We start from the raw sequence: 22,538 nt of genomic DNA, 5'->3' as shown, positions 1-22,538 counted from the left end.
TAGACAGGTACACATCGCCTGCGAACGCCCGCGCCGCTATTGCGTGATCACGCCATTCTTGACCGCCAGGATATGCGCCATCACGCTGACCGCGATCTCAGCAGGCGTCTTGCTGCCGATGTGCAGGCCGACCGGCGAATGCAGCCGCTGCATGGATGCTTCCGTTTCATCCAGATGCTCGATGAACCGCTGCCGGCGGCTGGCGGCATTGCGGCGGGAACCGATGGCGCCGACATAGAAGGCAGGGCTGTGCAGGGCTTCCAGCAGGGCCATGTCGTCAAGCTTCGGGTCGTGGCTGAGCGCCACGATGCAGGTGCGGGAATCCGGGTTCAGCGCGCGCACCGCATCGTCGGGCATTTCGGTGGTGAACGCCACGCCATCGACGGACCAGGTGCCCAGATGCTCGATGCGCGGATCGCAGACCGTGACCGCGAAGTCATTGAACAGTGCCATGGTGGCGAGGTATTCCGCCAGCGACCCGGCGCCGATCAGCAGCAGCCGGTATTGGGGGCCAAGCGTGCTGGACAGAGTCACGCCATCGAAATACAGGGCTTCGGGCACCGAGGCGTCACTCAATGTGACCGCGCCGCTGGCGCAATCGACCATCCGTTGTACGAGCTGTCCGGCCTCGAGCCGGCGGACCAGGGCATCCAGCGTCACCGCGTCCGGCGCAAATTCCAGCATCAGTTCCAGCGTGCCGCCACACGGCAGTCCAAACCGGTGCGCCTCGTCGGCCGTGACCCCGTAGCGGACGAGCTGTGGGGCTGACTGCGGAATGGATCCGTCGCCGTAGGCCCGCGTGTAGCGGTGGATCAGGTCGTCCTCAATGCAGCCGCCAGACACCGAGCCGATGCAGCGCCCGTCCTCGCGCAGCACCATCATGGATCCGACCGGCCGCGGGGACGAGCCCCAGGTTTTGACGACGGTGACGAGCATCAGGCGATGCCCGGCCACTTGCCAGTCGCGCGCGGCGCGCAGCACGCGGACATCAACGCTTTCCATCGGCGTGCTCCATGCAGATCGGAAAGGCGCTCATGGCGGGCTGTCCTGATTCAGTCATTTGGTTGGCCTTCCACTTATGCCACCTTGCGGACCGGCAGGCTGCGGATTCGCTTGCCCGTGGCAGCGAAGATCGCATTGCACAGCGCGGGAGCGACGGGCGGCACTGGCGGTTCGCCCACGCCGCCCGGCGGCAGCGCGTGGTCGTCATTGACCAGATGCGTGCGGATCGCGCGGGGCGACGCGTTGTGACGCAGCACCTCGTAGTCGTGGAAGTTGCTTTGCTTCACGCGGCCTTTCTCGAAGGTGATCTCGCTGGTCAGCGCCAGGCTCAGTCCCATGATGGCGCCGCCTTCCATCTGCGCACGGATGCGTTCGGGGTTGATCTGCGGACCGCAGTCCATCGCCATGTCCACGGCGACGACGCGGATTTCGCCTTTGTCGTCCACCGCCACCTCGACGACCGTCGCGGTGTAGCTCATGAAGCTGTAGCAGAAGGCCAGCCCCAGGCCATGCCCCTGCGGCAACGTACGGCCCCAGCCCGCGCCCTTGCATGCGGCCTCGATCACACCGCGCAGGCGGCCGGTGTCGTAGGGGTAACGTTCGGGGGACTCGGTGTAATTCCAAGTGTCGGCCAGCGTGCCGGGGTCGATCTGGCGGGCCGGACCGATGAGATCCAGCGCGAATTCTTTGGAATCCTTGCCTGCGCGGTGCGCGAGTTCGTCGATGAAGCACTGGGCCGCGAAGGCATGCGGGATGTTGGCGACAGACCGGAACCAGCCGATGCGTGCATGGGCTTCGACTTCGGCGGTTTCCACGCGCACATTCGGAATGCGGTAGGGCATGTTGATCGCCGACATGGCGGACTCGAACATCTGCTGCCCCTTGGCGCCTTGCGCAAACAGCGACGCGATGGTGGGGGAGGCGCTGCGGTGAAGCCAGGACTGGACTTGCCCCTGCGGGTCCATCACTGCTTGCAGGCGCTCGACGGAGACGGTGTGCAGGTAGTCGTGATGGATGTCGTCTTCGCGCGTCCAGACCAGCTTGACCGGCGTGCCTTCGGGCATGGCGCGGGCGACGATGGCCGCTTCGTCCACAAAGTCGGGTTTGGACTTGCGGCCGAAACCGCCGCCCAGCAGCAGCACGTTGACCTTGACGTTGGCGGGCTCCAGCTTCAGGCGCGCGGCCACGGCATCCCGGGCGGCGAGCGGATTCTGGATGGACGTCCAGACCTCGGCGCGGTCGCCCTGGATTTGCACGGTCGCGACGGGCGGCTCCATCGACGCGTGGGCCAGGTGCGGCACGTAGTATTCCGCGGCCACGCGCTCGGCTTCGGGCGCCTTGGCCCAGGCATCGGCGGCGTCGCCCTGGTTGCGCATCGTCTTGCCGGGGGCGCGCGCGGCCGTCTGCAGCGTCTGATGGTAGGCGACGGAGTCATAGGCGCCGTTGGGACCGTCGTCCCATTCGATCTGCAGCGCATCGCGCCCCTGGCGGGCGGCCCAGGTGTTGCGTGCCACGACCGCCACGCCGCCGAGCGGCTGGAAGGCGGGTGCGCCTTGCATGGCGGGAATTTCGACGACCTTCAGCACGCCGGGCACGGCGAGCGCCTTGGCGCTGTCGAAGCGCCGCAGCCGGCCTCCCACGACGGGGGGACGCTCAACGACGGCGTAGACCATGCCGGGCAGGCGCATGTCCATCCCGTAAATCGCCTGGCCTTTGCCGATGGCTTCAAGGTCGACCAGGCGCACCTGGTCCTTGCCGATGTAGCGGAATTCGGACCGGGGCTTGAGCTTGAGGGAGTCGCCCGCGGGAACGGGCTGCTTGGCTGCGTCGGCTGCCAGGTCGCCATACGAGAGGCGGCGGCCGGTTGGTCCATGCAGCACCTCATGTTGTTCGGCCTTGACCTCGGCAATCGGGACGGCCCACCGTGCCGCCGCGGCCGCTTCAAGCATCTGGCGCGCCGCCGCGCCCACACGACGCATGGGCATCAGGAAGTGGCGCATGCTGCGCGAGCCGTCCACGTTCTGGTTGCCGTAGCGGGATTCGTCGGCAGGAGCCTGCACGACTTTCACGCGCTCCCAGCGCGCCTCCATCTCGTCGGCCACCACCATTGGCAGGCTGGTGCGCACGCCGGTGCCCATCTCGGCGCGGTGCGCCACGATGGTGACGGCGCCATCGGCGGCGATGCTGACGAAGACAAGCGGATCGTCCACGGTGCCGCCCGGCATGCTATCGGCGCCGTAAGCTTTGGACGCCGGTTCGGCGGCCATGGCCGTCGTGACCCATCCCTTTGCGGAGACGGCCAGCGTGAGTGCGCCCAGGCTGCCCTGCAGGAAGGCGCGGCGGGATTGCTGAACGGCGGCGGTCATTGCTTGCCTCCTTGCGAGAGACGGGCCGCAGCCTCCTGAATGGCCGCGAGGATGCGCGGGTACGTGCCGCAGCGGCAGATGTTGCCGCTCATGGCATCTGCAATCTGTTGCTCGGTGGGTTGCGGCGTGGCCTTCAACAGGCTCACTGCCGTCATGATCTGGCCGGCCTGGCAATAGCCGCATTGCGCGACGTTATTGCTGATCCAGGACGCTTGCACCGCCCGGCCGACCGGATCGGCTTCCATGCCCTCGATGGTAGAGAGCTGGCGGCCGGAGGCCACGGAGACCGGCGTCAAACAGGAGCGCACGGCCGTGCCGTCGATATGCACTGTACAGGCGCCGCACATGGCCATGCCACAGCCGAACTTGGTGCCGGTCATGCCCAGTTCATCGCGCAGGGCCCATAAGATCGGCATTTCATCCGGGACGTTGACGTCCTTGGTCTGGCCGTTGATTTGCAATTGCGTCATGGAGGAAGTCCTGGGGGAGGGCGCGACAAGCCTGGCTTGCCTCGGGTGGCGGAATCGGTGCTTAAGTCCGGAATTTTGCCCAAGAAATGCCGGTTTGGTTCATTCGCGGGAGTAATTTTCCAGTGTTGAAAACCGGTCCGGCCTTCGCGGGAACCGAGGCGCGCGGGATCGGCACGACCCCGCGCGGGCCGGCGCCTGCCGCGAGCCGGTTGCGTTGACGCGCCCGCTTGCTACGGCGCGTCCGGCCGGTACAGGACGTCGCGCATGTCGGAGGAGGCGCCCAGCCGCCGCGACAGGTCATCCGCGCGTTCCAAAATCAGCGCTTCAAACGACGCCGCGTCCACCGTCTTCAGCCGCACGGAGGGGCCGGCGATGGTGAGCGCGCCGACGAAGCGGTCTTCCTGCCCGATGACCGGGACGGACCAGGACGACGTATAGGGATCGCGCGCGCCGCAGGAGAAGATGGGCAGCCGGGTCTGATCCCGCCGCTCGCCCTGCGCCCAGATCGCAAAGACCTGGCCCGTCGATGACTTGTCGGGGGGCATTACGCTGCCGGCGATGACCTGGCTGTGCAGGCCTTCGTGCGGCTGGTGGCGAAAGAGGCACAGACGTTGTCCCGGTTCGCCGCCTTCCACGTAATACGCGGCGCTTTCGCCGGTATCCGCCGACAGCCTTTCGAGCACCGGCATGACGACCGCCTCCAGATCGAAGCCGCGTTCGTACACGCGCGCAAGAAACAGCACGCGCGGGCCCAACCCGTAGCGGCCGTCGGGCTCGCGCACGACGTAACCGCATCGTGCCAGCGAATTGAGCAAGCGAAAGATGGTCGTCTTGTGCAAGGGCAGGCGGTTGGCGAAATCCGCCAGGGACAGGTGCTCCGCACCGGGGCGAAAGCAGTCCATCACACTCAGGGCACGTTCCACGGCCACCACACCGTCATTGCTCATTGATCCTCCAGAATCATTGTTTTAACGGGCTGATTGTACGTAATACAACGGCGTTGCGGAAATTTAAAATGCCACCTGTCAGCTGTTTCGGGAGATCAAGATGGCAAATGCAATGCTCGTGGTAACCGCCCATGTGGGCGATTTTGTCTGGCGCTGTGGGGGTGCGATGGCCTTGCACGCAGCGCGCGGCGTGGATGTGCATCTGGTCTGTCTGAGCTATGGCGAGAACGGAGAATCGAACTCGGCCTGGAAGGGCGATGTCCAGCGCGACGCGGTCAAGGCGCAGCGCCATGCCGAAGCGCAGGCCGCGGCCGACATCCTGGGCGTCAGCAGCCTGGACTTTCACGATCTGGGCGACTATCCGCTGCCCGACTCGCCCGAGTCCGTGCGGCGTATCTCCGACACCATGCGCCGCACGAAACCTTCGGTGGTGCTGACCCATCCCGAACACGACCCTTCCAATCTCGATCATTGCCGCACGTTCGAAATGGCTTTGCGCGGCCGCATGCAGGCGATGGCGCCTGGCCATGGCGCAGACTTCGTGGTGCCGCCGCAAGTGCTGTGCTTCGAGCCTCACCAGACCGAGTTGTGCGGATTCAAACCCAATGTGCTGCTGGACATCACGGATGTGTGGGAGCGCAAGTGGCAAGCCATGCAGGCCATGCCCACGCAGAGCAATCTGTGGGCCTACTACGAGCGCGTGGCGCTGCAACGTGGCGCACAGGCGGGACGGCGGGGCAAGACTGCCGGCACGCGCTACGGCGAGGCCTATCAAAGCATTTTTCCGGCCGTTGTATCGGCTCTCATGGAGTGACCCGATGCGCACGATTCACGAAACCGGCCTGACCAGCACGCTGCTGGCCGACGCCGGCGCGCGCTTCCTGCGTGCGGCGGTCAAACCCTTGCGAGCCGGATGGACCGTGCGCGGCCGCGCGCTGACGGTCTCGGTCCCTGCGGGCGACAACCTGGCGATCCATGCGGCGCTCGCGCTTGCGCAACCCGGCGATGTGCTGGTGGTGGACGCGCAGGGCTATACCGAGCGCGCGGTGATGGGCGGAATCATGTGTGCGCAGGCCGCCGCAAGCCGCCTTGCCGGCGTGGTGATCGACGGCGCGGTGCGGGATGCGGCTGAGCTGCGCCAGGGCCCGCTACCCGTATTCGCGGCCGCGGTGTCACCGGCAGGGCCGTCCAAGACCGGCGGCGGCAGCGTCAACCGTCAGATCCAGTGTGGCGGCGTGCGTGTCGAACCCGGCGACTGGATTCTTGGCGATGACGACGGACTGGTCGTGGTCGCGCCCGCGGAAATGGAAACGATGGTTGCGGCAGCACTTACCAAGGCCGGTACCGAAGCCCGCCGCATCGCCGCCATCGGGCGCGGTGAACTGCGCCCGGCGTGGCTAGACGAAGCGTTGGCCAAGGCCACGCTGGACATCGGCCTTGCGCCGCGCGAGTCCAAATAACACTTATCCAGAACAACAGGAGGAAGACAATGAACTTGAAGCAAAAACTGGGCGTGATCGCCCTGATGGCGGGTCTTGCGCCCATGGCGTCGGCCCACGCGGACTATCCCGAAAGGCCGATCCGCATGGTCGTGCCGTTCGCGGCGGGCGGTCCAGCCGACATGGTCGGACGCGAGTTTGCCAAGCTGTTCAGCGACAAGCTCGGCCAACCCGTGGTGGTCGTGAACGCGGGCGGCGGGCACGGCGTGCCCGCGCTGAATCAGGTGCTGGGCGCCGAGGCTGATGGCTACACGTTGCTAATGCCCGCGTCCGGCAACATGACGGTGCCGTCCAAAGCGATGCAGGGCAAGAACGTGCTGGAAATCCTGGCGCCCATCAGCCAGCTGACCGAAAGCCCGCATGTGCTGGTGGTGAACGCGCAGATGCCGGTGAACTCGGTGGCTGATCTGGTCGATTACGCCCGCGCTCATCCCGGCAAGGTCAACTTCGGATCGGCGGGCGTGGGCGGCGTGGCGCACCTGGGGATGGAGCTCTTCAAAAGCAAGGCCAAGGTGGACGTGGTGCATGTGCCTTATCGGGGCACATCGCAGGTGCTGACCGACCTGGCAGCGGGCCAGGTGCAGGCGCTGTTCAGCAGCATGCCGTCGCTCAAGCCCATGATCGACAAGGGGGCGGTGAAGGCGCTGGCAATGAGTGCGCCGAGCAAGGGCGCGGACACGGCTAAATTGCCGCTGATTTCCCAGACCCTGCCGGGCGTGTCGTACACCACCTGGTACGGACTCTTCGCCAAGGCGGGCACACCGCCCGAGGTGCTCGCCAAGCTGAATGAGGCGGTGGTCGAAACGCTGAAGAATCCCGAGCTGAACCAGAAGTTCGAGTCTCAGGGCGTGGAGTTCGTCTCAAGCACGCCGCAACAGCTTGCCGACACGGTCCGGCGCGATACGGCGCAGTGGACGGCGCTGATCAACGAGGCCGGCATCGTGATCGAGTAGGGACCGGGATCGAGTGGGTATCGGGATCGAGAAGGGATCGCGCCCGTGCAGGCGGGGCAGGGCAGTCGCCGTGCCCCGCTTCTGCTACGACTTAACACGTCTTTCCCCGCGCGCCTTTGCTATAAAAGCGGCTATAGCACTTCTGTAGGGCCGGGAAAATGTCGATGTCCACGATCAGCCGCTGCGGCGCGGCGTTGTTTTTTGTCGCGCTGGTGGCGGGGTGCTCGTCCAGCAAACCGACGGCTGCGGAAAAGGCCAGCATGGCGGCCACCACTCCCGCCCGGTCCAACGATGAGTGCAAGGGCAATCGCAAGAAATGCCTGCACGAAGGCTCCTACGATGTCGGCGAGCGCGATTACGCCGAAGACGAAGCCAAGCGCCTGAACCTTGCCGAGTCCCAGCGCCTGCGGCGCCTGTTCGGAAAGTAAACTCCGTCGTCTTCCCCCCGCACACTCGCTGTCCATGACCCGAAAACCGCTTGCCATCATTCAGATGGGCCGCCCGCCCGAGGACCTGCGACAGGCGCAGGGCGAACAATCCGACTGGATGCTGGCCGCGCTGGACGCCCCGGACCTGCCGGTGCGGGTCTTCAAGCCCCACGACGATGACCCCTTGCCCGCATGGGGCGACGTTTCCGGCGCCGTGCTGACGGGATCGTGGTCCATGGTGACGGACCGCGAACCCTGGAGCGAGCGCACGGCCGAATGGCTGCGCGGCGCGCATGGAGCGCGGTTGCCGCTCCTGGGCATCTGCTACGGCCATCAACTGATGGCGCACGCGCTGGGCGGCGTCGTCGACTTTCATCCGCAGGGGCGCGAGATCGGCCAGCACGCCATCGACTTCTGCACTGACGTGGGCGACGATGCGTTGCTCCGCGCGCTGCCGCGGCGCTTTCTGGCCAATCTGACGCATGAGCAAAGCGTGCTGACGCCGCCGCCGGGCGCCGAAGTGCTGGCGCGTTCGCGGCATGATCCGCACCAGGTCCTGCGATATGGCCCGAACGCGTGGTCGGTGCAATTCCATCCCGAGTTCTCGCCGACGCTGATGTCGGCGTGCCTGTCGCGGCGCGCACCGGTGTTCGAGGCCGAGGGGCACGACGTGGCGGCGATGGTGGCCGGGCTTGTTTCCACGCACGATGCGCGCCAACTGCTGCGCACCTTTGCGCGCAGCGTTACGTCCGCAAACCGCTAAGCGCGTAACCCTCCAAGCGCGCAACCCGCATCCTGTCTTCATAGCACACACACATGACACGCCTGCCAGCGTGGCAAACGCGCGCGCCGCTGTCGGCCTCGCGCCACAGAAAAGCGATTATTTCCATTTCTTTCCGCGAAATCGCTTGTGTCCCCAGAACTGACATATTGCGTCCCTAGAATCCGTTCCTGCCATGCGCCGTGTGCATCACTGTGCCGCCTGCAATGCGGGTCTGGCTACATGCGCATGTCTGTTCACATCAATGGGAATCTGTAATGAAAAAGACTCTGTTCGCCACCGCCATCTTTGCCGCGCTGTCCGGCATGGCGCAGGCGGAAACCTCGGTGACGCTGTACGGCTTGATCGATACGGGCGTGGGCTATCAGCGGATCAAGGGCGATGGCTTCCATGAATCCAAGGTCGGCATGAGCAACGGCGTTTCCAGCGGTTCGCGCTGGGGCCTGCGCGGTTCCGAAGACCTGGGCGACGGCCTCTCCGCCGTGTTCACGCTGGAAAGCGGCTTCAACTCGGCCAACGGCCAATCGGGCCAGAGCGGCCGCCTGTTCGGCCGTCAAGCCACCATCGGCCTGAAGAGCTCGTCGTGGGGCCTGCTGGAATTCGGTCGTCAGACCAACATCGCTTCCAAGTACCTGGGTTCGATCGATCCGTTCGGCGCCAGCTACGGCCAAGCCAACATCGGCAACGCGTTCAGCGCCGCCAACACCGTCCGCTACGACAACATGGTCCAGTACGCGACCCCGTCGTTCGGCGGCTTCCAGGCTGGCATCGGCTACTCGTTCAACATCGCCGACACGACCGCTGCCCAGACCGGCTTCCGCACCGCTAACAACACCCGCGCCATCACCGCCGGCGTGCGTTATGTGAACGGCCCGCTGAACGTCGCCCTGACGTACGACCAACTGAATCTGGCCAACCAGCTCGGCAACGATGCCACGCCCAAGTCGTGGAGCATCGCCGGCTCGTACGACTTCGAAGTCGTGAAGCTGGCTGCCGCCTTCGGCCAGACGCGTGACGGCTGGTTCACCGGTCAAAGCATCAACGCCTTCGGCAGCACCGAAACCATCGCCGATGGCTTCCGTTCGAACGCTGGCGTCGAAGACTTCAAGGCCAATTCGTACATGCTCGGCGTGACCGTTCCGCTCGGCGCCAGCTCCATCATGGCTTCGTGGCAACGTGCCGATCCGGACAGCGATCTGCTGACCGGCGGCGATTCGGCCATGAATGTGTACAGCATTGGCTACACGTACAACCTGTCCAAGCGTACGAACCTGTACGCGCTGGGCTCCTACGCCACGGACTTCGCGTTCATCGACGGCGTGAAGAGCACGGTCGGCATGGTCGGTGTCCGTCATCGCTTCTAAGCGGCAGACGTGATGAGCGGCGCGCGCCCGGCGCGCGCCGCTTGCGCCCTGCACCGCGGTTGCACTGAGCGGATTGGGCGTCTTACCCGGCCACAGACGCGAAAAAAGCGGCCACCTCCCTAGCTCCACTCCCAGTCCGCTCACCCGAACTCCGATCACGGCAATCTGAAAGCCCGCGCATCCTTCGCGCGGGCTTTGCCATTTGCGGATGCCGGATTGCGTAGCATTTTGGATCACCCTGACGGACCGTCATCGCCCGAGGGCAGGGGGCTGTCGTTGTAGTATTGAACGCTCAGCCTAATCATCGGATTGCTATGCACACGCACAACGCACGGCTCGCGGAAACGACATTGGCGTTGGCGCTGGCCATGGCCGTAGGCGCATCGGCGCAGGCCCAGAATGTTCAGTCGGCGGATGCAGCGGCGGCAGCGGCACCCGCGTCTGCCGCAGCGGCCCCCGCAGCGCCAGCAGCTGCATCGCCTGCGCCAGCCGCGCCAGCTCCCGCAGCGCCTGCACCAGCTTCGCCTGCACCAGCTTCGCCCGCACCAGCATCGCCCGCATCAGCATCGCCCGCGCCGGCATCGCCCGCGCCGGCATCGCCCGCGCCGGCAGCACCCGCAGCGCCGGCACCCGCATCACCGGCATCGCCAGCAGCGACGCCTCCGCCCGCCGGAGCGCCGCCCGCCGGATCGCCGGCCGCCACCCAACAGGACCCTAACGGAGCCGCATTCGATGCCGCCACCGCTCCGCCGCCGCAGCCGCAGACGCTGCAGGTGCTCGACGGCAAGCTCAAGGTCCTCATCCCCGCGGGCTTCACCGAAACCGAATTTCCGGCGGACCCGGCAACGCCCGAGGTCTCCGGCAAGATCTATCTGAATCGCGCCACCATGCAGGCCATCATCGTGATCGATGTGCCGGTCGAACTGGCCGTCGGCGACGACGACGCATTCACGTTGGGCGCGATGGCCGCGGGCTTTCAGTCGCAGCAGAAGGAAGCAGTGCCAACGTTCAAGAAGACGGGCGACGGCGCGTTCAAGGTCGGCAGCATCGGCGTCTTTCAGTTGGACGCGACCAGCAAGCTGTCTGGCCGTCCGGCCGAGCTGACGGCGCTGTTCGCGGCGTCAGGCAAGAAGGTGGTGACGTTTTCCGCCTACACACTCACGCAAGAAAAAGCCCGGCATCCCGGGCTGGTCGACGCGTTGAAGCAGGGCATGTCGGTGGCGCCATGACGCCCTGTGTTTGCCCGATGCAATGGCTCGGACGGCGGGCGTAGGTGCCTGCGCCGCCGTGCGCCCGTTCTCTGATCCAACGTCAGTTCGGTTTCCAGAACACGTAATCGGCCTGGTATTTGACCTGCTCCCGTTGGCCCTTGTTGGCCGCCGAGCAGGGCGCCTGCGGCACGCCGCCGCCCGCGCGCACGAACCGCTGGATGTAGGTCACGCCGGTCAACAGTCCCACGCCCGATGACGGATTGGCCAGGACGAGCTGGTCGTACAGGCGGTCAGGCCCGGCATTGGCGCGCACGGTTTCCATGCCGGTCAAGGTCGACCCGTCGGCCGCCCGCCAGGTTTCCGGCGGACTCTTGTAGGTGCCGGTCTGTCCGGACTGGCCCGCGCCCAACGTGGCGGCCGCGCCCGCGATGACCCACGTGTAGCGCGCGCCGTCGGTTTGCGTCAGCCGGCATTCGTACGTGATGGCGCCTTCAGCCGGCGCCTGCCAGATGATGCGATTGTCGGCGGGCACCTGCATGATCTGCGGCGCCTTGTCTTGTGCGGCCGCGCCGGTCGCGATAACCGCGAGGCCAGCCGTCAGCAGCAGGCGGGTCAGCGTCAGGCGGGTCTGCTTCAGTTGGGTCTGCTTCAGGCGCGCTTGAGTCGGAATGCAGTTCATCCATGCTCCTAGTGACTGGCCGGGCGGGCCGGGCGCGCCCGCGATGGCATTGGTATGGCGAGAAGGCTTGCCCGAGGGCCGGCGCCGCGCGCCGGATCGGGCCATTCTGCCACGATTCCCGGGCAACGCATCGCTCAATTCACCTGCAGTGTGTAGGCGGTTCGGCCGCGCAAGAGTGTCAGCACCAGCGGCTGCGCGCCTGCGCCGGCTAGCAGGTTGCGCAGGTCGGCCAGCGTGCTGACCGGCCGCTGGTTCACGCCGATGACGATGTCCCCGCGCTGAAGCCGGGCGGCCACGGGGCCGCGATCGGGAAACGTGGCGCTGACCGCAGCGCCGTCATTGCCCTGCACGCGTTGCGCGCGTCCCACCTCGGAAAACTCCACGCCCATCATCCGGGCGTCCAGCGATCCGGCATGAAGGCGCTCGTTCTGTTCGGGCTCGATGCGCAGCAGGACCTCGGTCTTTGCGCCGGCGCGGGACAATCCCAAACGCACTTGGCGGCCCACCGGCAACAGGCCTTCCGCGTTGCGCAGTTGGGCACTGGAGCCGATCGTCTTGCCGTCGATGGACAGGATCTGGTCGCGGGCCTGAACGCCCGCCTTTTGTGCGGGCGAGCCATCGGCGACCCGCGCCACGACGACGCCGGTCGATCCCGGCGCCAGTCCAAGCTGGCGGGTATTGCGCGGCGTGATGTCCAGCGTGTCCAAGCCTAGTCCGCCGCGCTGCACCTGCCCGTGTTGCAGCAGTTGCTGCATGACTTCGCCCGCCAGATTCGACGGGATGGCAAAGCCGATGCCCACGTTGCCGCCCGAGGGCGTGTAGATCATGGTGTTGATGCCGACCAGATCGCCGTTCAGGTTGACCAGCGCGCCGCCCGAGTTGCCGGGATTGATGGATGCGTCGGTCTGGATGAAGTTCTGGTAGCCCGCGGCGCGCAGACTGGACCGGTCCAGCGCGGAAACGATGCCGGACGACGCCGACTGTCCGAGGCCGTAGGGATCGCCGATCGCCACCACGAAATCGCCCACGCGCAGGTCGCTGGAGTCGGACAGCGTCAGCGCTTGCAGGTTCTGCGCGGCGATGCGCAGCACGGCCAGATCCGTATCCGGGTCGCTGCCCACCACCGTGGCGTTGAACGTGCGCCCGTCCTGCAGCGACACGCGGATGGCGGATGCGCCGCGCACCACGTGATGGTTGGTCAGGATATTGCCTTGGCTTGCGTCCACGATGACGCCCGAGCCCACGTTCTGCCGCAGGCTGCCGGGCGGGACGGCGCGGCCGCCGCTCGATGCCGCAGCGTCGCTGGAGGCTGAAATGTTGACCACGGCCGGCGTGACGCGTTCGAGCATCGGCGCCAGCGAGGGCAGAGGTTGGCCGCCGACAGCCACAGGCAGCGCCGCGCGGCCGGGCAGGGGCGCCGACGCCAACACAAGCAGGCTGACGGCGGCCAGCGCGGCGGGCAGGCGTTGGAAGATCAGGAGAGCGCGCCGCGTGGCGGGTGCGAATTTAAGGCGGGGCGGTGAAGCCGGGTGGGGCATTTCGGTCCTTCATGCAGCGACGCGGCAGTATCGGGCGGCGCTGCTGCAGGGATGTGACGGCGCGCGAAGGCGGCAGGCTGCCAGCGCGCGGACGCGCGCCGGCAGGTCACGGATTGTCGCCGAACTTCCCCCAGGAAAAGCCCGGCGTGCCCCGCAATGCGTCAGAAGCCGACCGCTTGCCCGTCGCGGCGCGAGTCCGAAGCCGCCAAGTAGCCGCCTTGCGGCAGGCGGCAGATGAGCTGCGCCGAGCCGAATTCGAGGCTGTCCACCGGCGCCACCGCGACGTTGTGGCCGCGCGCGCGCAGCGTATCGACGACGTCCGCCGGCAGATGCGATTCCACGTTCACGACCGGGCCCTTCTCGACGCGGAAGCGCGGCGCATCGCTCATGGCCTGCGGGTTCTGGCCGAAGGCGGCCAAGCGCGTGACCATCTGCAGATGGCCCTGCGCCTGCATCGAGCCGCCCATCACGCCAAACGACATGAGGGGCTGGCCGCCACGCGTCACGAACGCGGGGATGATGGTGTGCATCGGCTTCTTGCGCGGCGCGACCTGGTTGACGTGGCCGGGCGTCAGCACGAAGTTCAGGCCGCGGTTGTGCAGGCTGATGCCGGTGCCCGGCACGACCACGCCCGAGCCGAAACCGTGATAGTTGGACTGGATGAACGACACCATCGTGCCGCTGGCGTCCGCCGCGGTCAGGTAGACGGTGCCGCCGGTGGCAGGCGTGCCTGCGGTGGGCACGCTGGCGCGGTCCATCGAGATCAGGCGGGCGCGCTCGGCCAGATAGGCGCGGTCGAGCAGGGCGCGCGCATCGGTGCGCATGTGGCGCGGATCGGCGACGTGATGGTGCAGGTCGGCAAACGCCAGCTTCATGGCTTCGATGCTGACGTGGTAGTAGTCGGCGCTGTCCCGGCCCATGCCTTCCAGGTCGAATTGTTCCAGCATGCCCAGCGCCATCAGCGCCGAAATGCCCTGGCCGCTGGGCGGGATCTCGTGCAGCTCGTAGTCGCGGAACGACTGCGAGATAGGCTTGACCCATTCGGCCTGATGTTCGGCCAGGTCCACGGCGCTGAGCGCGCCGCCCGTCTTGCTGGCGTAGTCTGCGATCTTGCGGGCCAGTTCGCCGCGGTAGAAGCTTTCGCCGCCGGTTTCGGCGATGTCGCGCAGGGTCTTGGCCTGGTCCGGAAAGCGCCACCATTCGCCCGCCTGAGGCGCGCGGCCCTGCGGCAGGAAGGCCTCGGCAAAGCCGGGCTCGGCCGCAAGCTTGGGCGCCTGGTTGGCCCATTGGCGCGCAATGGTGGGCGACACCGCAAAGCCTTCCTCGGCGTAGGCGATCGCGGGTTCGAAAAGCTTGGCGAAGGGCAGCTTGCCGAAGCGGTCGGACAGGGCCTTCCAGCCGGCAATCTGGCCCGGCACGGTGACCGTGCCCCAGCCGGTTCCCGGCATGGCGTCGCGGCCCTTGAAGTAATCGGGCGTCCACGCGGCCGGCGCACAGCCGCTGGAGTTCAGGCCGTGGAGCTGGCCGTCGTGCCAGACCAGGGCAAACATATCGCCGCCGATCCCGTTCATCACGGGTTCGACGACGGTCAGGGCGATCGCGGTGGCAATGGCGCTGTCAACCGCATTACCACCGGCCAGCAGCATGCGTAGTCCCGCCTGCGCAGCCAGCGGCTGGCTGGTCGCGACCGCGTTGGCGGCCAGGACCGGCATTTTTCGGGAAGCGTACGGAAAAGACCAATCGAAGGGGGAGGACATGGATGCTGGAACTCGTTAGAAAAATTACTGCGGGGTGATGCCGGCCTGGTCGATCAGCTGCTTGGTGCGCGGAATCTCGGCCTTGATGAAGGCGGCGAATTCCTCGCGGCTGCCGCCACGCGGCTCGGCGCCGGCTTCGGCGAGCTTACCGCGCAATGCGGGATCGGCGAGCACTTTGTTGACGGCCTGGTTGAGCTTGTCGAGGATCGGCGCGGGCGTGCCCTGCGGCGCGACAAGGCCGTACCACGGCGCGATGTCGTAGCCCGAGAAGCCTTGTTCGGCAATCGTGGGGATGTCCGGCGCCAGCGCCGAGCGCTGCGAATTGGACATGCCCAGCGCCAGCAGCGAGCCGCTCTTGGCTTGGGGCAGGCCGGTCATGATGGTGTCGAAGTACATCGATACCTGACCGCTCAGCAGGGCGGGGATGGCTTCGCCGGCGCCCTTGTAGGGCACGTGCAGGATGTCGATGCCGGCAACGGACTTGAGCATCTCGCCCGCCATGTGCGAGGTCGTGCCCGTGCCGAACGAGGCGTACGTCAGCTTGCCGGGATTGGCGCGCGCGTAGGCCACCATTTCGGGCAGCGTTTTGAACGGCTGCGACGGATTGGCCAGCAGGATGTTCGGCGTGTAGGCCACCATCGACACCAGCTCGAAGGCGTCGGGGTCATAAGCCAGGCGCTTTTGCAGGAAGCGGTTGGTGACGACGGCAGCCGGGCCGCCCATCAGCAACGTGTAGCCGTCCGCCGCCGACCGCGCGACCGACGCGCTGCCGATCGCGGCCGCGGCGCCCGGGCGGGCCTCGATGACGAAGGGCTGACCCAGTTCGGCGGACAGCGCCGCGCCAAGCTGGCGCGAGATCAGGTCCGTGGCCGAGCCGGCCTGGAAGGGCACGACGATGCGCACGGGATGCTGCGGCCAGTCCGTGGCTTGCGCGGCCGCTTGGGCCCCGAAGGCCATCGCGGCGGCGCCTGCCAGCGCCCGGATGAGACGAAGTTTCATGGATTCCCCTTGATCGCGTTATGGAAAGCGTATGGGCCGGGTCGGATCTCTTGCCCGTTCCGGCCGAGCAGGCGCGGTCTGCCGCGTCCTGCCCTGAATTAAACGCAAGCGACGCATCCCCGGCCATTAGGATTTGCATCCATGGATCATTGGATCCAGTTTGTGTTATTTTCGCCCTTATCTATCATGGCGGCTTTTCCAGCCCGGGGACGTCAGTGCTGCAATTCCAGAAGACAGCCATCAGCGCCGAAGACGAGGCGTACCTGCATCTACAGCGCGAAATCCGCCTGGGCCGCTATGCGCCCGGCCAGCGCCTCGTGCCTGACGTGGTGGCCGCCGAAATCGGCACCAGCCGCATGCCGGTGCGCGGCGCGCTGCGTCGCCTGGCTTCGGAAGGCCTGGTCGAAATCCGCGCCAATCGTGGTGCGGTGGTACGCGGCCTGAATCAGCAGGAGATGCTCGAGGTCTTCGAAATGCGCTCGGTCCTGGAAGGCTTGGCCACCCGCAATGCCGTGGCCAACATGGGACCCGAACACATCCGCCGCCTTACCAACATGCTCGAACAGCTGGACCAGGGCGCAAGCGAAGACCTCGACTGGACCGCCGCCCACCGCGAATTCCACGAATACCTGTGCAGCTTCTGTAAACAACCGCGCCTGCTGAACCAGATCTCGGAACTGCACTCGGTCGTCGAACCCTATATGCGCCTCTGGGCCGCCCAACCCGGCCGCGTGCTGCGCGTCCGCGAATCGCACCAGGAACTGATCGACGCGCTGCAAACCCGCGACGCCTCACGCTGCGAAGCGGCGATGCGCCAGCACGTGCTGAACACGGTACCCGCCTTGCAGGCGTTTCTGGAGCAGGCGGGCTGATCCACGTGCGGCCGCGCCCTGGGTGTCAGACACCGCTCAACAGAAATCAGCCCTTTAGGGCGTCACACACCCTTTAACGCGCCCTTCTTCCTGCGCCCGATCTTCGCCTCGCTCGCAATCACACCCGCCACGATCAGCGCCGCGCCGACCAGCGCCAGCGCCGGCAGACGGTCGCCCGCCAGCCGCCCGACGATCCCTCCCCAAACCGGCTCGCCTGCGTAAATCACCGTCGCACGCGTTGGCGACACCGATTTCTGCGCCCAGTTCATCGTCAACTGAATAACGGCGCTGGCCAGCCCCAGACCGATCGCGGCGCCCGCCCACAGCCACGAGAACGCCGGAATCGCCTCGCCCAACACCGGCATCAACGCAAATGACAACAGCCCCGCCGTCATCAGTTGCACGAACGTCACGCGGCGGCTGTCGACCTTGCTGGCGAACAGGCCGATCAGGATGATCTCTGCGGCAATCGCCACCGCGCCAGCCAGCGTGGCTGCCTCGCCCGGTGAAAAACTCAACGTCCCTGCCTCCGGACCGGCCAGCAGGATCAGCCCGGTAAACGCCAGCCCCACGCCGATCCAGCTCATCAATCCCGGCGGACGCTTCAAGGCCGCCCATTGCAGCAACGGCACGATCGGCACGTAAAGCGCCGTGATGAACGCGGACTGGCTGCTCGTAATGGTGCGAAGGCCGTGGGTCTGCAGGTAATAGCCCAGGAACAGGGCACTGCCAATCGCAATGCCGGCGCCCAGCTCATACCGGGTCAGTCCGGCCATGTGCTTGCGAAACACCAGTAGCGCCATCAGCCCCGCGATGGTGAACCGCAGGCCTACGAAAAACAGCGGGCCGCTGTGCTGCATGGCGATGTGAATGATGAGGAATGTGCTACCCCACAACATGGTGACCAGCACCAGGGCGATTTCCTGGCGGGACAAGGCGAACATTGATTTGTTGGTTTCCACGGCTCAGCTGACGAGGTATGCTTGTCAAAATTTTTGAGCAATATACTGCACATTTTGCCTTCCACACCGAATGTCCTTTCCCACGTGGCGGCCAACCTTCGCCGGTTGCGCAAACAGGCGGGCTGGAGTCAGTCGAATCTGGCAGAAGCTTCCGGCATCAGTCGCCGCATGATCGCCGGTCTGGAAGCAGGTTCCGCCAATGTCAGCCTGGCCAGCCTGGACAAATTGGCCGCGCCCTTGGGCGTGGGATTCGTCGACCTGGTCAGTGACCCCGCGCGGGAACACCGGCGCATCGAGGCAACCGCATGGCAAGGCAAGCAACCGGGCAGCCGCGCGATCCTGCTGGGCGCCGCCCCGGCCAGCGGCGAAGCGCAGCTCTGGATCTGGACGCTGGAAGCCGGCGAACAATACATCGCCGAACCCGATCCCGACGGCTGGCACGAAATGATCTATGTGATCGAAGGCTCACTGCGCCTGGATCTTTCCGGACAATCGCAGCGCATCGCCGCCGACGATTTCGCCATCTACAGCAGCGCGCAGCCCTACGCTTACTACAACGACGAAGACATTCGCCTGCGGTTCGTGCGTAACGTGCTGCGGTAGGGCAGAGCTGGGCGAAACCGGCCTGGCCGCTCACCGGACAGCATTTGCGGATCTCCGTCGCATTCGCATATAGCCGGGAGTAATATGACGCGTCCGGCGGCGTCAGTCCGCTGGCGCGAGCAAGCCGATTCACGCCTGGTCCTTCCCACCCCCTGTCGACAGCGGAGCATCCCTCCGTGCCTGCCCTCGGTGTCTGCAAGTCCTGGCGCGCAAGCGGCCATAAAAAAGACATCGAGGAGAAGAGGATTGGACAAGCAAGAGTCGGGCGGCTGGTATTTCGGCTGGAACATCGTCGGCGCCGCCACGGTACTCACCCTGTTTACGGTCGGCCTGCGCATGGGCATCGGGCCGTTCTTCCTGCCCATGGCCGAGGGGCTGGGTTTTTCGCGCAGCCTGCTCTCGGGCATCGTCGCAATCGGCATGCTGTGCTATGGCCTGGGCATGCCGCTCGCCGGCTATCTGGTCAGCGTGCGCGGCACGCGTTTCGTGCTGTTGACCGGCACGGCCATCGTTGTACTGGCCTCGATCTGGACCGTCTTCGCGCGCGGCCCGCTCGAATTCCTGCTGGCCTTCGGCGTCGCGCTGTCCATCGGCCTGGCCTTCACCAGCCCGGTCGCGCTGACGCCCGTGATCAGCCGCTGGTTCACGCGCCAGCGCGGCATGGCGCTCTTCTTCCTGTCCACGGGGTCGATGGCCGGCATTGCGCTAATGACTCCCACGCTTACCTACGCCATCTCGGCCGTGGGCTGGCAGGAAACGCTGCTGGGCTTTGCGGTGCTGTTTGCGCTGCTGACCGTGCCGGTTGCGCTCTTTGTGATGCGCGACGAGGCGCCCGAGCACACCGACCTGCTGCCCCACCAGATCATCGAAAAGACCGGCGCGGCCAAACCGGCAGCCAAGACGCCCGCGCCAAGGCTGGGTGATGCCCTGCGAACGTTGCCGTTCTGGCAAGTCGCGTTGGGCTTGTTTGCCTGTGGGTTCAGCATGAATTTGCTGGGCACGCACGGCATGCCCATGCTGATGGACCACGGCTTTGACGCCACCACCAGCTCGCTGGGTATCGGCCTGATCGGCCTGGTCGCCATTTTCAGCACCCTGGTGCTGGGCCGCATGTCCGATCAGGTCGAACGCCGCAACATCCTTGCCGCCATCTATCTGGTGCGGGGCCTCGGTTTTTTCGCGCTGGTCATGGTGGGCGCGCATTGGGAACTGTATCTGGCCGCCACCATCGGCGGCATCGTCTGGGCCGGCAGCATCGCGCTGTCCTCGGCCATCCTGGCCGACGTCTATGGCATTCGGCTGGTCGGCGTGCTCTACGGCCTGACGTATCTGGGCCATCAGATCGGCGGCATGATCAGCTCATGGCTGGGCGGCTGGGCGTTCGAGACGTTTGGCACGCACTGGGTGGCGTTCGGGTCGGCCGGCACGCTGCTGTTCCTGGCCGCGTTCATCTCGATGCGCTTGCCGCCGCGCGGCATCCTGCGCGCGCCAAGCGCGGTGCCTGCCGCCAGCCGCTGAATCGTCCGAGCGGCGGCGGTATGCCAGGGGTGCGCCGCACCCCTGGCCCGCAGGCGTTAGCGGTCTTTCAGCAACGACACCAGCTCGGGCACATAACGCTCGCCGCCGCCTTGCGCGACCGCCTGATCGAACGTCTGCTGCACGGCGGCGCCGATCTCGCGGACCGCACCGGCTTCGGCGGCCATGGTGTTGTAGTACGAAAGATCCTTCTGCGCGTTCGACATGAAAAAGCGCAGCGACGACGGGTCCTGTTCCAGCAGATAGGGCTTGATGCGCTCCAGCGCCACCCCCCCGCCGCCGCCCTTGGTCAGCACGTCGGCAAAGACCGCCGGGTCGATGTCCGAGCGCAGCGCGCACGCCGCGGCTTCGGACAGCAGCGCCACCACGCCCAGCGACACATAGTTGTGCAGCAGCTTCATGCGGTGGCCTGCGCCCACCGGGCCGGCATGCGTGATGTTTTCGGCAAAGCAGGCGAGCAGCGGCTTGCATTCCTCGAAGAGCGCCGCGTCGCCGCCCACCAGGAGATTCAGACGGCCTTCGGCGGCTTCCTTCGGGGTGCGCGTCATGGGGGCGTCCAGAAAGCGTCCGCCGCTTTCAGTGACGGCCTGTGCAACCTTCAGGGTCGACGACGGGATGGCCGTCGAGCAGTCGATGATGACCGTGCCGGGACGCAGCCCCTCGAGCACGCCGGCCGGCGACAGCAGCACGGCTTCGACTTGCGGACTGCCCGTGACGCACAGGATGATCACATCCGACTGTGCCGCCAACTCGGCGCCGCTCGCCACGCTGACTGCGCCTGCAGCCTTGAGCGCATCCAGCGGCTGGTTGCCCGGGTGTTCCAGCACGGTCAGCGCGTGACCATGCTTGACCAGATTGCTTGCAATGCCGTGGCCCATGAGGCCGATACCAACCATGCCGACTTTCGCCATCTTCAAATGCTCCTGCCATGTAGGGTGATTGTTGTGCCGTAAATCTTACCCTCAGAAGGAGCGGGCGGGGCCGGGAGGGCGCGGCGACTGTCCGCCGCCATGGGGGGCGTGTGTTGAGGATTCCGCATGCGTCCGCGCCCCGATCACCGCGCTATGCCTGCGCCCGCGCGTCTGGAATACTTTCGGGGATCGTCCTTCGGGACTCTTGCATCGCCAGCCATGACAGACTCCCTTCCCGCCGGTTTCACGCCCTGGTATCCCAGCAGCCAGTTCATGCGCCACCTGAACGACCTCGGCCCGTTCTACCGCCGCAAGGCCGACAACGTGCTGGCGCTGCGTGTCACCACGGCGCACGGCAACATGCACGGCATGGCGCATGGGGGATTTCTGGCCACGTTCGCCGACAGTGCGCTCGGCCTGGTCATCTCGGAAGACGCCCACGTGTCTGTGGTCACGGCGCAGATGTCCGTTGAGTTTTTGAACGCCGTCAATCCCGGCGACTGGCTTGAGTGACCTGCACCCAGATTTAGTACGGCACCGACATGGAGTCCAGGGGTAAAAGACCTTTTTGCTGATGCGCCAGCACGAATTGCGCCGGGGTTAAATATCCGAGCGCACTGTGGGGCCGATCGGTGTTGTACTCGACCCGCCAGTTTTCGATCAAGTTTTTGGCCTGTCGCAAGGACAAGAACCAGTGCTCGTTAAGGCATTCGTCGCGGAACTTGCCGTTGAAACTTTCGATATAAGCGTTCTCCACCGGCTTGCCCGGCCGAATAAACGACAGCTTTACGCCGGCTTGGTAGGCCCAGGCATCCAAGGCTCTTCCTGCGAACTCCGGCCCGTTGTCCACGGTAATAGACCGCGGCAGCCCACGCATTTCAGCCAGCCGTTGCAGCACCGTGGCAACACGCACTCCCGGCAACGACGTATCGACCTCGATTGCCAGGCATTCGCGAGTGTAGTCATCGACGATATTCAAACAACGGAACCGGCGGCCATAGGCCAGGCCGTCGGCCACAAAGTCCATCGACCAACTTTGATTCGGCGCGGTCGCCGCTGGGCGAACCACGCGCTCGATCGCCGCGAGGCGCTTACGCTTGCGTTTGCGCACGCTCAACCCTGCCAGGCTGTACAGCCGCCAGACACGTTTGTGATTTGCTTGCCAGCCTTCGCGACGTAAGAGCACGTGGATCCTCCGATAGCCGTAGCGTCGTTTGGCCACTGCCATCTCTTTCATGCGCTCGGTCAGCGCAGCATCGCCCGTGCGCGTGCTCTCGTAGGCAAACAGCGACCGCGAAATTCCTACCAGCCCGCAGGCCCGGGTAACACCCATGCTGCGCGCGGTCATCAATGTCCTGACCGCCTCGCGCTTAGCCTGCGGGCTGACTACTTTCGGCTTAGCAGATCCTGAAGCGCCGCCTTGTCCAGCATCGACTCGGCCAACAGCTTCTTGAGCCTGTTGTTCTCCTGCTCCAACTCCTTGAGCCGTTGAGCGTCCGACACCGTCATACCACCGAACTTCGCCTTCCAGTTGTAGTACGTTGCCTCGGCGATACCGTGCTTGCGGCACAATTCTGCGGGCTTTACTCCTGCATCGGCCTCCTTGAGCACGCCGATGATTTGTTCTTCCGTGAATCGTTTCTTCATTGCCATTCCTTTG

The 22,538-nt window shown here is 65.9% G+C and carries 22 protein-coding genes and 1 pseudogene; 11 read left to right on the top strand and 12 right to left on the bottom strand.

The features are described 5' to 3' along the window. Positions 1-36: 36 nt before the first annotated feature. From CLM73_RS19850 to CLM73_RS19835, 4 genes are all read right to left on the bottom strand, one after another. Positions 37-1,002 carry an XdhC family protein gene (locus tag CLM73_RS19850; RefSeq protein ID WP_105239888.1) on the bottom strand — a complete coding sequence of 322 codons (966 nt, stop codon included), beginning with the start codon at positions 1,000-1,002 and terminating at the stop codon, positions 37-39. Positions 1,003-1,076: 74 nt separating this feature from the next. Then, on the bottom strand, positions 1,077-3,368 hold the full coding sequence (locus CLM73_RS19845) for a xanthine dehydrogenase family protein molybdopterin-binding subunit (RefSeq protein ID WP_105239887.1): 2,292 nt from the start codon (positions 3,366-3,368) through the stop codon (positions 1,077-1,079). Next, entirely contained in the window at positions 3,365-3,838 is a 474-nt protein-coding gene (locus tag CLM73_RS19840) for a (2Fe-2S)-binding protein (RefSeq protein WP_105239886.1), read from the bottom strand. Before CLM73_RS19840 ends, CLM73_RS19845 begins: the two co-directional genes overlap by 4 nt. Before the next feature lie 230 nt (positions 3,839-4,068). Continuing rightward, positions 4,069-4,785 carry an IclR family transcriptional regulator gene (locus tag CLM73_RS19835; RefSeq protein WP_105239885.1) on the bottom strand — a complete coding sequence of 239 codons (717 nt, stop codon included), beginning with the start codon at positions 4,783-4,785 and terminating at the stop codon, positions 4,069-4,071. Positions 4,786-4,885: 100 nt separating this feature from the next. Between CLM73_RS19835 and CLM73_RS19830 the strand changes: the two genes are divergently transcribed. The 6 genes from CLM73_RS19830 to CLM73_RS19805 all read left to right on the top strand — a co-directional run bounded on the left by CLM73_RS19830 (position 4,886) and on the right by CLM73_RS19805 (position 9,810). Beyond that, positions 4,886-5,599, top strand: a complete 714-nt coding sequence (locus CLM73_RS19830; RefSeq protein ID WP_105239884.1) for a PIG-L deacetylase family protein — start codon at positions 4,886-4,888, stop codon at positions 5,597-5,599. A 4-nt stretch (positions 5,600-5,603) separates the two neighbouring features. Continuing rightward, entirely contained in the window at positions 5,604-6,245 is a 642-nt protein-coding gene (locus CLM73_RS19825; protein WP_105239883.1) for a methyltransferase, read from the top strand. Positions 6,246-6,274: 29 nt separating this feature from the next. Beyond that, positions 6,275-7,237, top strand: coding sequence for a Bug family tripartite tricarboxylate transporter substrate binding protein (locus CLM73_RS19820; protein WP_105239882.1), 963 nt, complete (start codon positions 6,275-6,277; stop codon positions 7,235-7,237). Between the two features lie 164 nt (positions 7,238-7,401). Further along, a complete protein-coding gene (locus CLM73_RS19815; protein WP_418904921.1) occupies positions 7,402-7,665 on the top strand; it encodes a hypothetical protein in 264 nt (87 codons plus the stop codon). Between the two features lie 34 nt (positions 7,666-7,699). Then, positions 7,700-8,428 (top strand): glutamine amidotransferase, encoded by a 729-nt coding sequence (locus CLM73_RS19810; protein ID WP_105239881.1) that lies wholly within the window; start codon positions 7,700-7,702, stop codon positions 8,426-8,428. 275 nt (positions 8,429-8,703) lie between these two features. Continuing rightward, entirely contained in the window at positions 8,704-9,810 is a 1,107-nt protein-coding gene (locus CLM73_RS19805; protein ID WP_105239880.1) for a porin, read from the top strand. Between the two features lie 312 nt (positions 9,811-10,122). Here CLM73_RS19805 and CLM73_RS28990 read toward each other — a convergent pair whose 3' ends face one another. Further along, positions 10,123-10,455 carry a hypothetical protein gene (locus CLM73_RS28990; RefSeq protein ID WP_158685897.1) on the bottom strand — a complete coding sequence of 111 codons (333 nt, stop codon included), beginning with the start codon at positions 10,453-10,455 and terminating at the stop codon, positions 10,123-10,125. 128 nt (positions 10,456-10,583) lie between these two features. On the opposite strand from CLM73_RS28990, the gene CLM73_RS28985 reads away from it, so the two are divergent. Continuing rightward, positions 10,584-11,039, top strand: coding sequence for a hypothetical protein (locus CLM73_RS28985; RefSeq protein ID WP_158685896.1), 456 nt, complete (start codon positions 10,584-10,586; stop codon positions 11,037-11,039). An 82-nt stretch (positions 11,040-11,121) separates the two neighbouring features. Here the strand turns inward: CLM73_RS28985 and CLM73_RS19795 are convergent, their stop codons facing one another. From CLM73_RS19795 to CLM73_RS19780, 4 genes are all read right to left on the bottom strand, one after another. Beyond that, on the bottom strand, positions 11,122-11,700 hold the full coding sequence (locus CLM73_RS19795; RefSeq protein WP_158685895.1) for a DUF3455 domain-containing protein: 579 nt from the start codon (positions 11,698-11,700) through the stop codon (positions 11,122-11,124). 134 nt (positions 11,701-11,834) lie between these two features. Beyond that, a complete protein-coding gene (locus tag CLM73_RS19790) occupies positions 11,835-13,238 on the bottom strand; it encodes a trypsin-like peptidase domain-containing protein (RefSeq protein ID WP_105239878.1) in 1,404 nt (467 codons plus the stop codon). 161 nt (positions 13,239-13,399) lie between these two features. Beyond that, complete coding sequence (gene ggt / locus CLM73_RS19785) at positions 13,400-14,995, bottom strand: gamma-glutamyltransferase (RefSeq protein ID WP_105239877.1); 1,596 nt, start codon at positions 14,993-14,995, stop codon at positions 13,400-13,402. Between the two features lie 24 nt (positions 14,996-15,019). After that, positions 15,020-15,994: a Bug family tripartite tricarboxylate transporter substrate binding protein gene (locus CLM73_RS19780; protein WP_105239876.1), complete on the bottom strand. Its 975-nt coding sequence runs from the start codon at positions 15,992-15,994 to the stop codon at positions 15,020-15,022. Between the two features lie 215 nt (positions 15,995-16,209). On the opposite strand from CLM73_RS19780, the gene CLM73_RS19775 reads away from it, so the two are divergent. Continuing rightward, entirely contained in the window at positions 16,210-16,866 is a 657-nt protein-coding gene (locus tag CLM73_RS19775) for a GntR family transcriptional regulator (protein WP_105239875.1), read from the top strand. Positions 16,867-16,928: 62 nt separating this feature from the next. Here the strand turns inward: CLM73_RS19775 and CLM73_RS19770 are convergent, their stop codons facing one another. After that, entirely contained in the window at positions 16,929-17,810 is an 882-nt protein-coding gene (locus CLM73_RS19770; RefSeq protein WP_105239874.1) for a DMT family transporter, read from the bottom strand. 51 nt (positions 17,811-17,861) lie between these two features. On the opposite strand from CLM73_RS19770, the gene CLM73_RS19765 reads away from it, so the two are divergent. Continuing rightward, entirely contained in the window at positions 17,862-18,431 is a 570-nt protein-coding gene (locus CLM73_RS19765) for a helix-turn-helix domain-containing protein (protein ID WP_105239873.1), read from the top strand. Between the two features lie 246 nt (positions 18,432-18,677). Next, positions 18,678-19,949, top strand: coding sequence for an MFS transporter (locus CLM73_RS19760; protein ID WP_105239872.1), 1,272 nt, complete (start codon positions 18,678-18,680; stop codon positions 19,947-19,949). A 56-nt stretch (positions 19,950-20,005) separates the two neighbouring features. Here CLM73_RS19760 and CLM73_RS19755 read toward each other — a convergent pair whose 3' ends face one another. Continuing rightward, on the bottom strand, positions 20,006-20,878 hold the full coding sequence (locus CLM73_RS19755) for an NAD(P)-dependent oxidoreductase (RefSeq protein ID WP_105239871.1): 873 nt from the start codon (positions 20,876-20,878) through the stop codon (positions 20,006-20,008). 219 nt (positions 20,879-21,097) lie between these two features. Here CLM73_RS19755 and CLM73_RS19750 point away from each other — a divergent pair. Continuing rightward, positions 21,098-21,388, top strand: a pseudogene (locus CLM73_RS19750) (PaaI family thioesterase); the annotation flags it as partial. 16 nt (positions 21,389-21,404) lie between these two features. Here the strand turns inward: CLM73_RS19750 and CLM73_RS19745 are convergent. Continuing rightward, positions 21,405-22,525, bottom strand: a protein-coding gene (locus CLM73_RS19745) for an IS3 family transposase (RefSeq protein WP_418904920.1) whose coding sequence is annotated in 2 segments (ribosomal slippage) — positions 21,405-22,276 and positions 22,276-22,525 — 1,122 coding nt in all. Because the reading frame shifts where the segments join, the coding sequence is not laid out codon by codon here. Positions 22,526-22,538 lie beyond the last annotated feature (13 nt).

Origin of the sequence: Achromobacter spanius (assembly GCF_002966795.1) — a bacterium.
Lineage (GTDB): Bacteria > Pseudomonadota > Gammaproteobacteria > Burkholderiales > Burkholderiaceae_B > Achromobacter > Achromobacter spanius_D.
Note: the sequence above shows the minus strand (reverse complement) of the source record. Positions and strands in the feature narration are given on the sequence as shown.

Excerpts from the sequence above, each read along its gene's own strand:
- CLM73_RS19820 (WP_105239882.1), top strand. The coding sequence starts at position 6,275 with ATGAACTTGAAGCAAAAACTGGGCGTGATCGCCCTGATGGCGGGTCTT.
- CLM73_RS19805 (WP_105239880.1), top strand. The coding sequence starts at position 8,704 with ATGAAAAAGACTCTGTTCGCCACCGCCATCTTTGCCGCGCTGTCCGGC.
- CLM73_RS19815 (WP_418904921.1), top strand. The coding sequence starts at position 7,402 with ATGTCCACGATCAGCCGCTGCGGCGCGGCGTTGTTTTTTGTCGCGCTG.
- CLM73_RS28990 (WP_158685897.1), bottom strand. The coding sequence starts at position 10,455 with ATGCCGGTGATGCGGGTGCCGGCGCTGCGGGTGCTGCCGGCGCGGGCG.
- ggt (WP_105239877.1), bottom strand. The coding sequence starts at position 14,995 with ATGTCCTCCCCCTTCGATTGGTCTTTTCCGTACGCTTCCCGAAAAATG.
- CLM73_RS19830 (WP_105239884.1), top strand. The coding sequence starts at position 4,886 with ATGGCAAATGCAATGCTCGTGGTAACCGCCCATGTGGGCGATTTTGTC.
- CLM73_RS19810 (WP_105239881.1), top strand. The coding sequence starts at position 7,700 with ATGACCCGAAAACCGCTTGCCATCATTCAGATGGGCCGCCCGCCCGAG.
- CLM73_RS19770 (WP_105239874.1), bottom strand. The coding sequence starts at position 17,810 with ATGTTCGCCTTGTCCCGCCAGGAAATCGCCCTGGTGCTGGTCACCATG.
- CLM73_RS19835 (WP_105239885.1), bottom strand. The coding sequence starts at position 4,785 with ATGAGCAATGACGGTGTGGTGGCCGTGGAACGTGCCCTGAGTGTGATG.
- CLM73_RS19845 (WP_105239887.1), bottom strand. The coding sequence starts at position 3,368 with ATGACCGCCGCCGTTCAGCAATCCCGCCGCGCCTTCCTGCAGGGCAGC.
- CLM73_RS19825 (WP_105239883.1), top strand. The coding sequence starts at position 5,604 with ATGCGCACGATTCACGAAACCGGCCTGACCAGCACGCTGCTGGCCGAC.
- CLM73_RS19850 (WP_105239888.1), bottom strand. The coding sequence starts at position 1,002 with ATGGAAAGCGTTGATGTCCGCGTGCTGCGCGCCGCGCGCGACTGGCAA.
- CLM73_RS19840 (WP_105239886.1), bottom strand. The coding sequence starts at position 3,838 with ATGACGCAATTGCAAATCAACGGCCAGACCAAGGACGTCAACGTCCCG.
- CLM73_RS19755 (WP_105239871.1), bottom strand. The coding sequence starts at position 20,878 with ATGGCGAAAGTCGGCATGGTTGGTATCGGCCTCATGGGCCACGGCATT.
- CLM73_RS19795 (WP_158685895.1), bottom strand. The coding sequence starts at position 11,700 with ATGAACTGCATTCCGACTCAAGCGCGCCTGAAGCAGACCCAACTGAAG.
- CLM73_RS19790 (WP_105239878.1), bottom strand. The coding sequence starts at position 13,238 with ATGCCCCACCCGGCTTCACCGCCCCGCCTTAAATTCGCACCCGCCACG.
- CLM73_RS19780 (WP_105239876.1), bottom strand. The coding sequence starts at position 15,994 with ATGAAACTTCGTCTCATCCGGGCGCTGGCAGGCGCCGCCGCGATGGCC.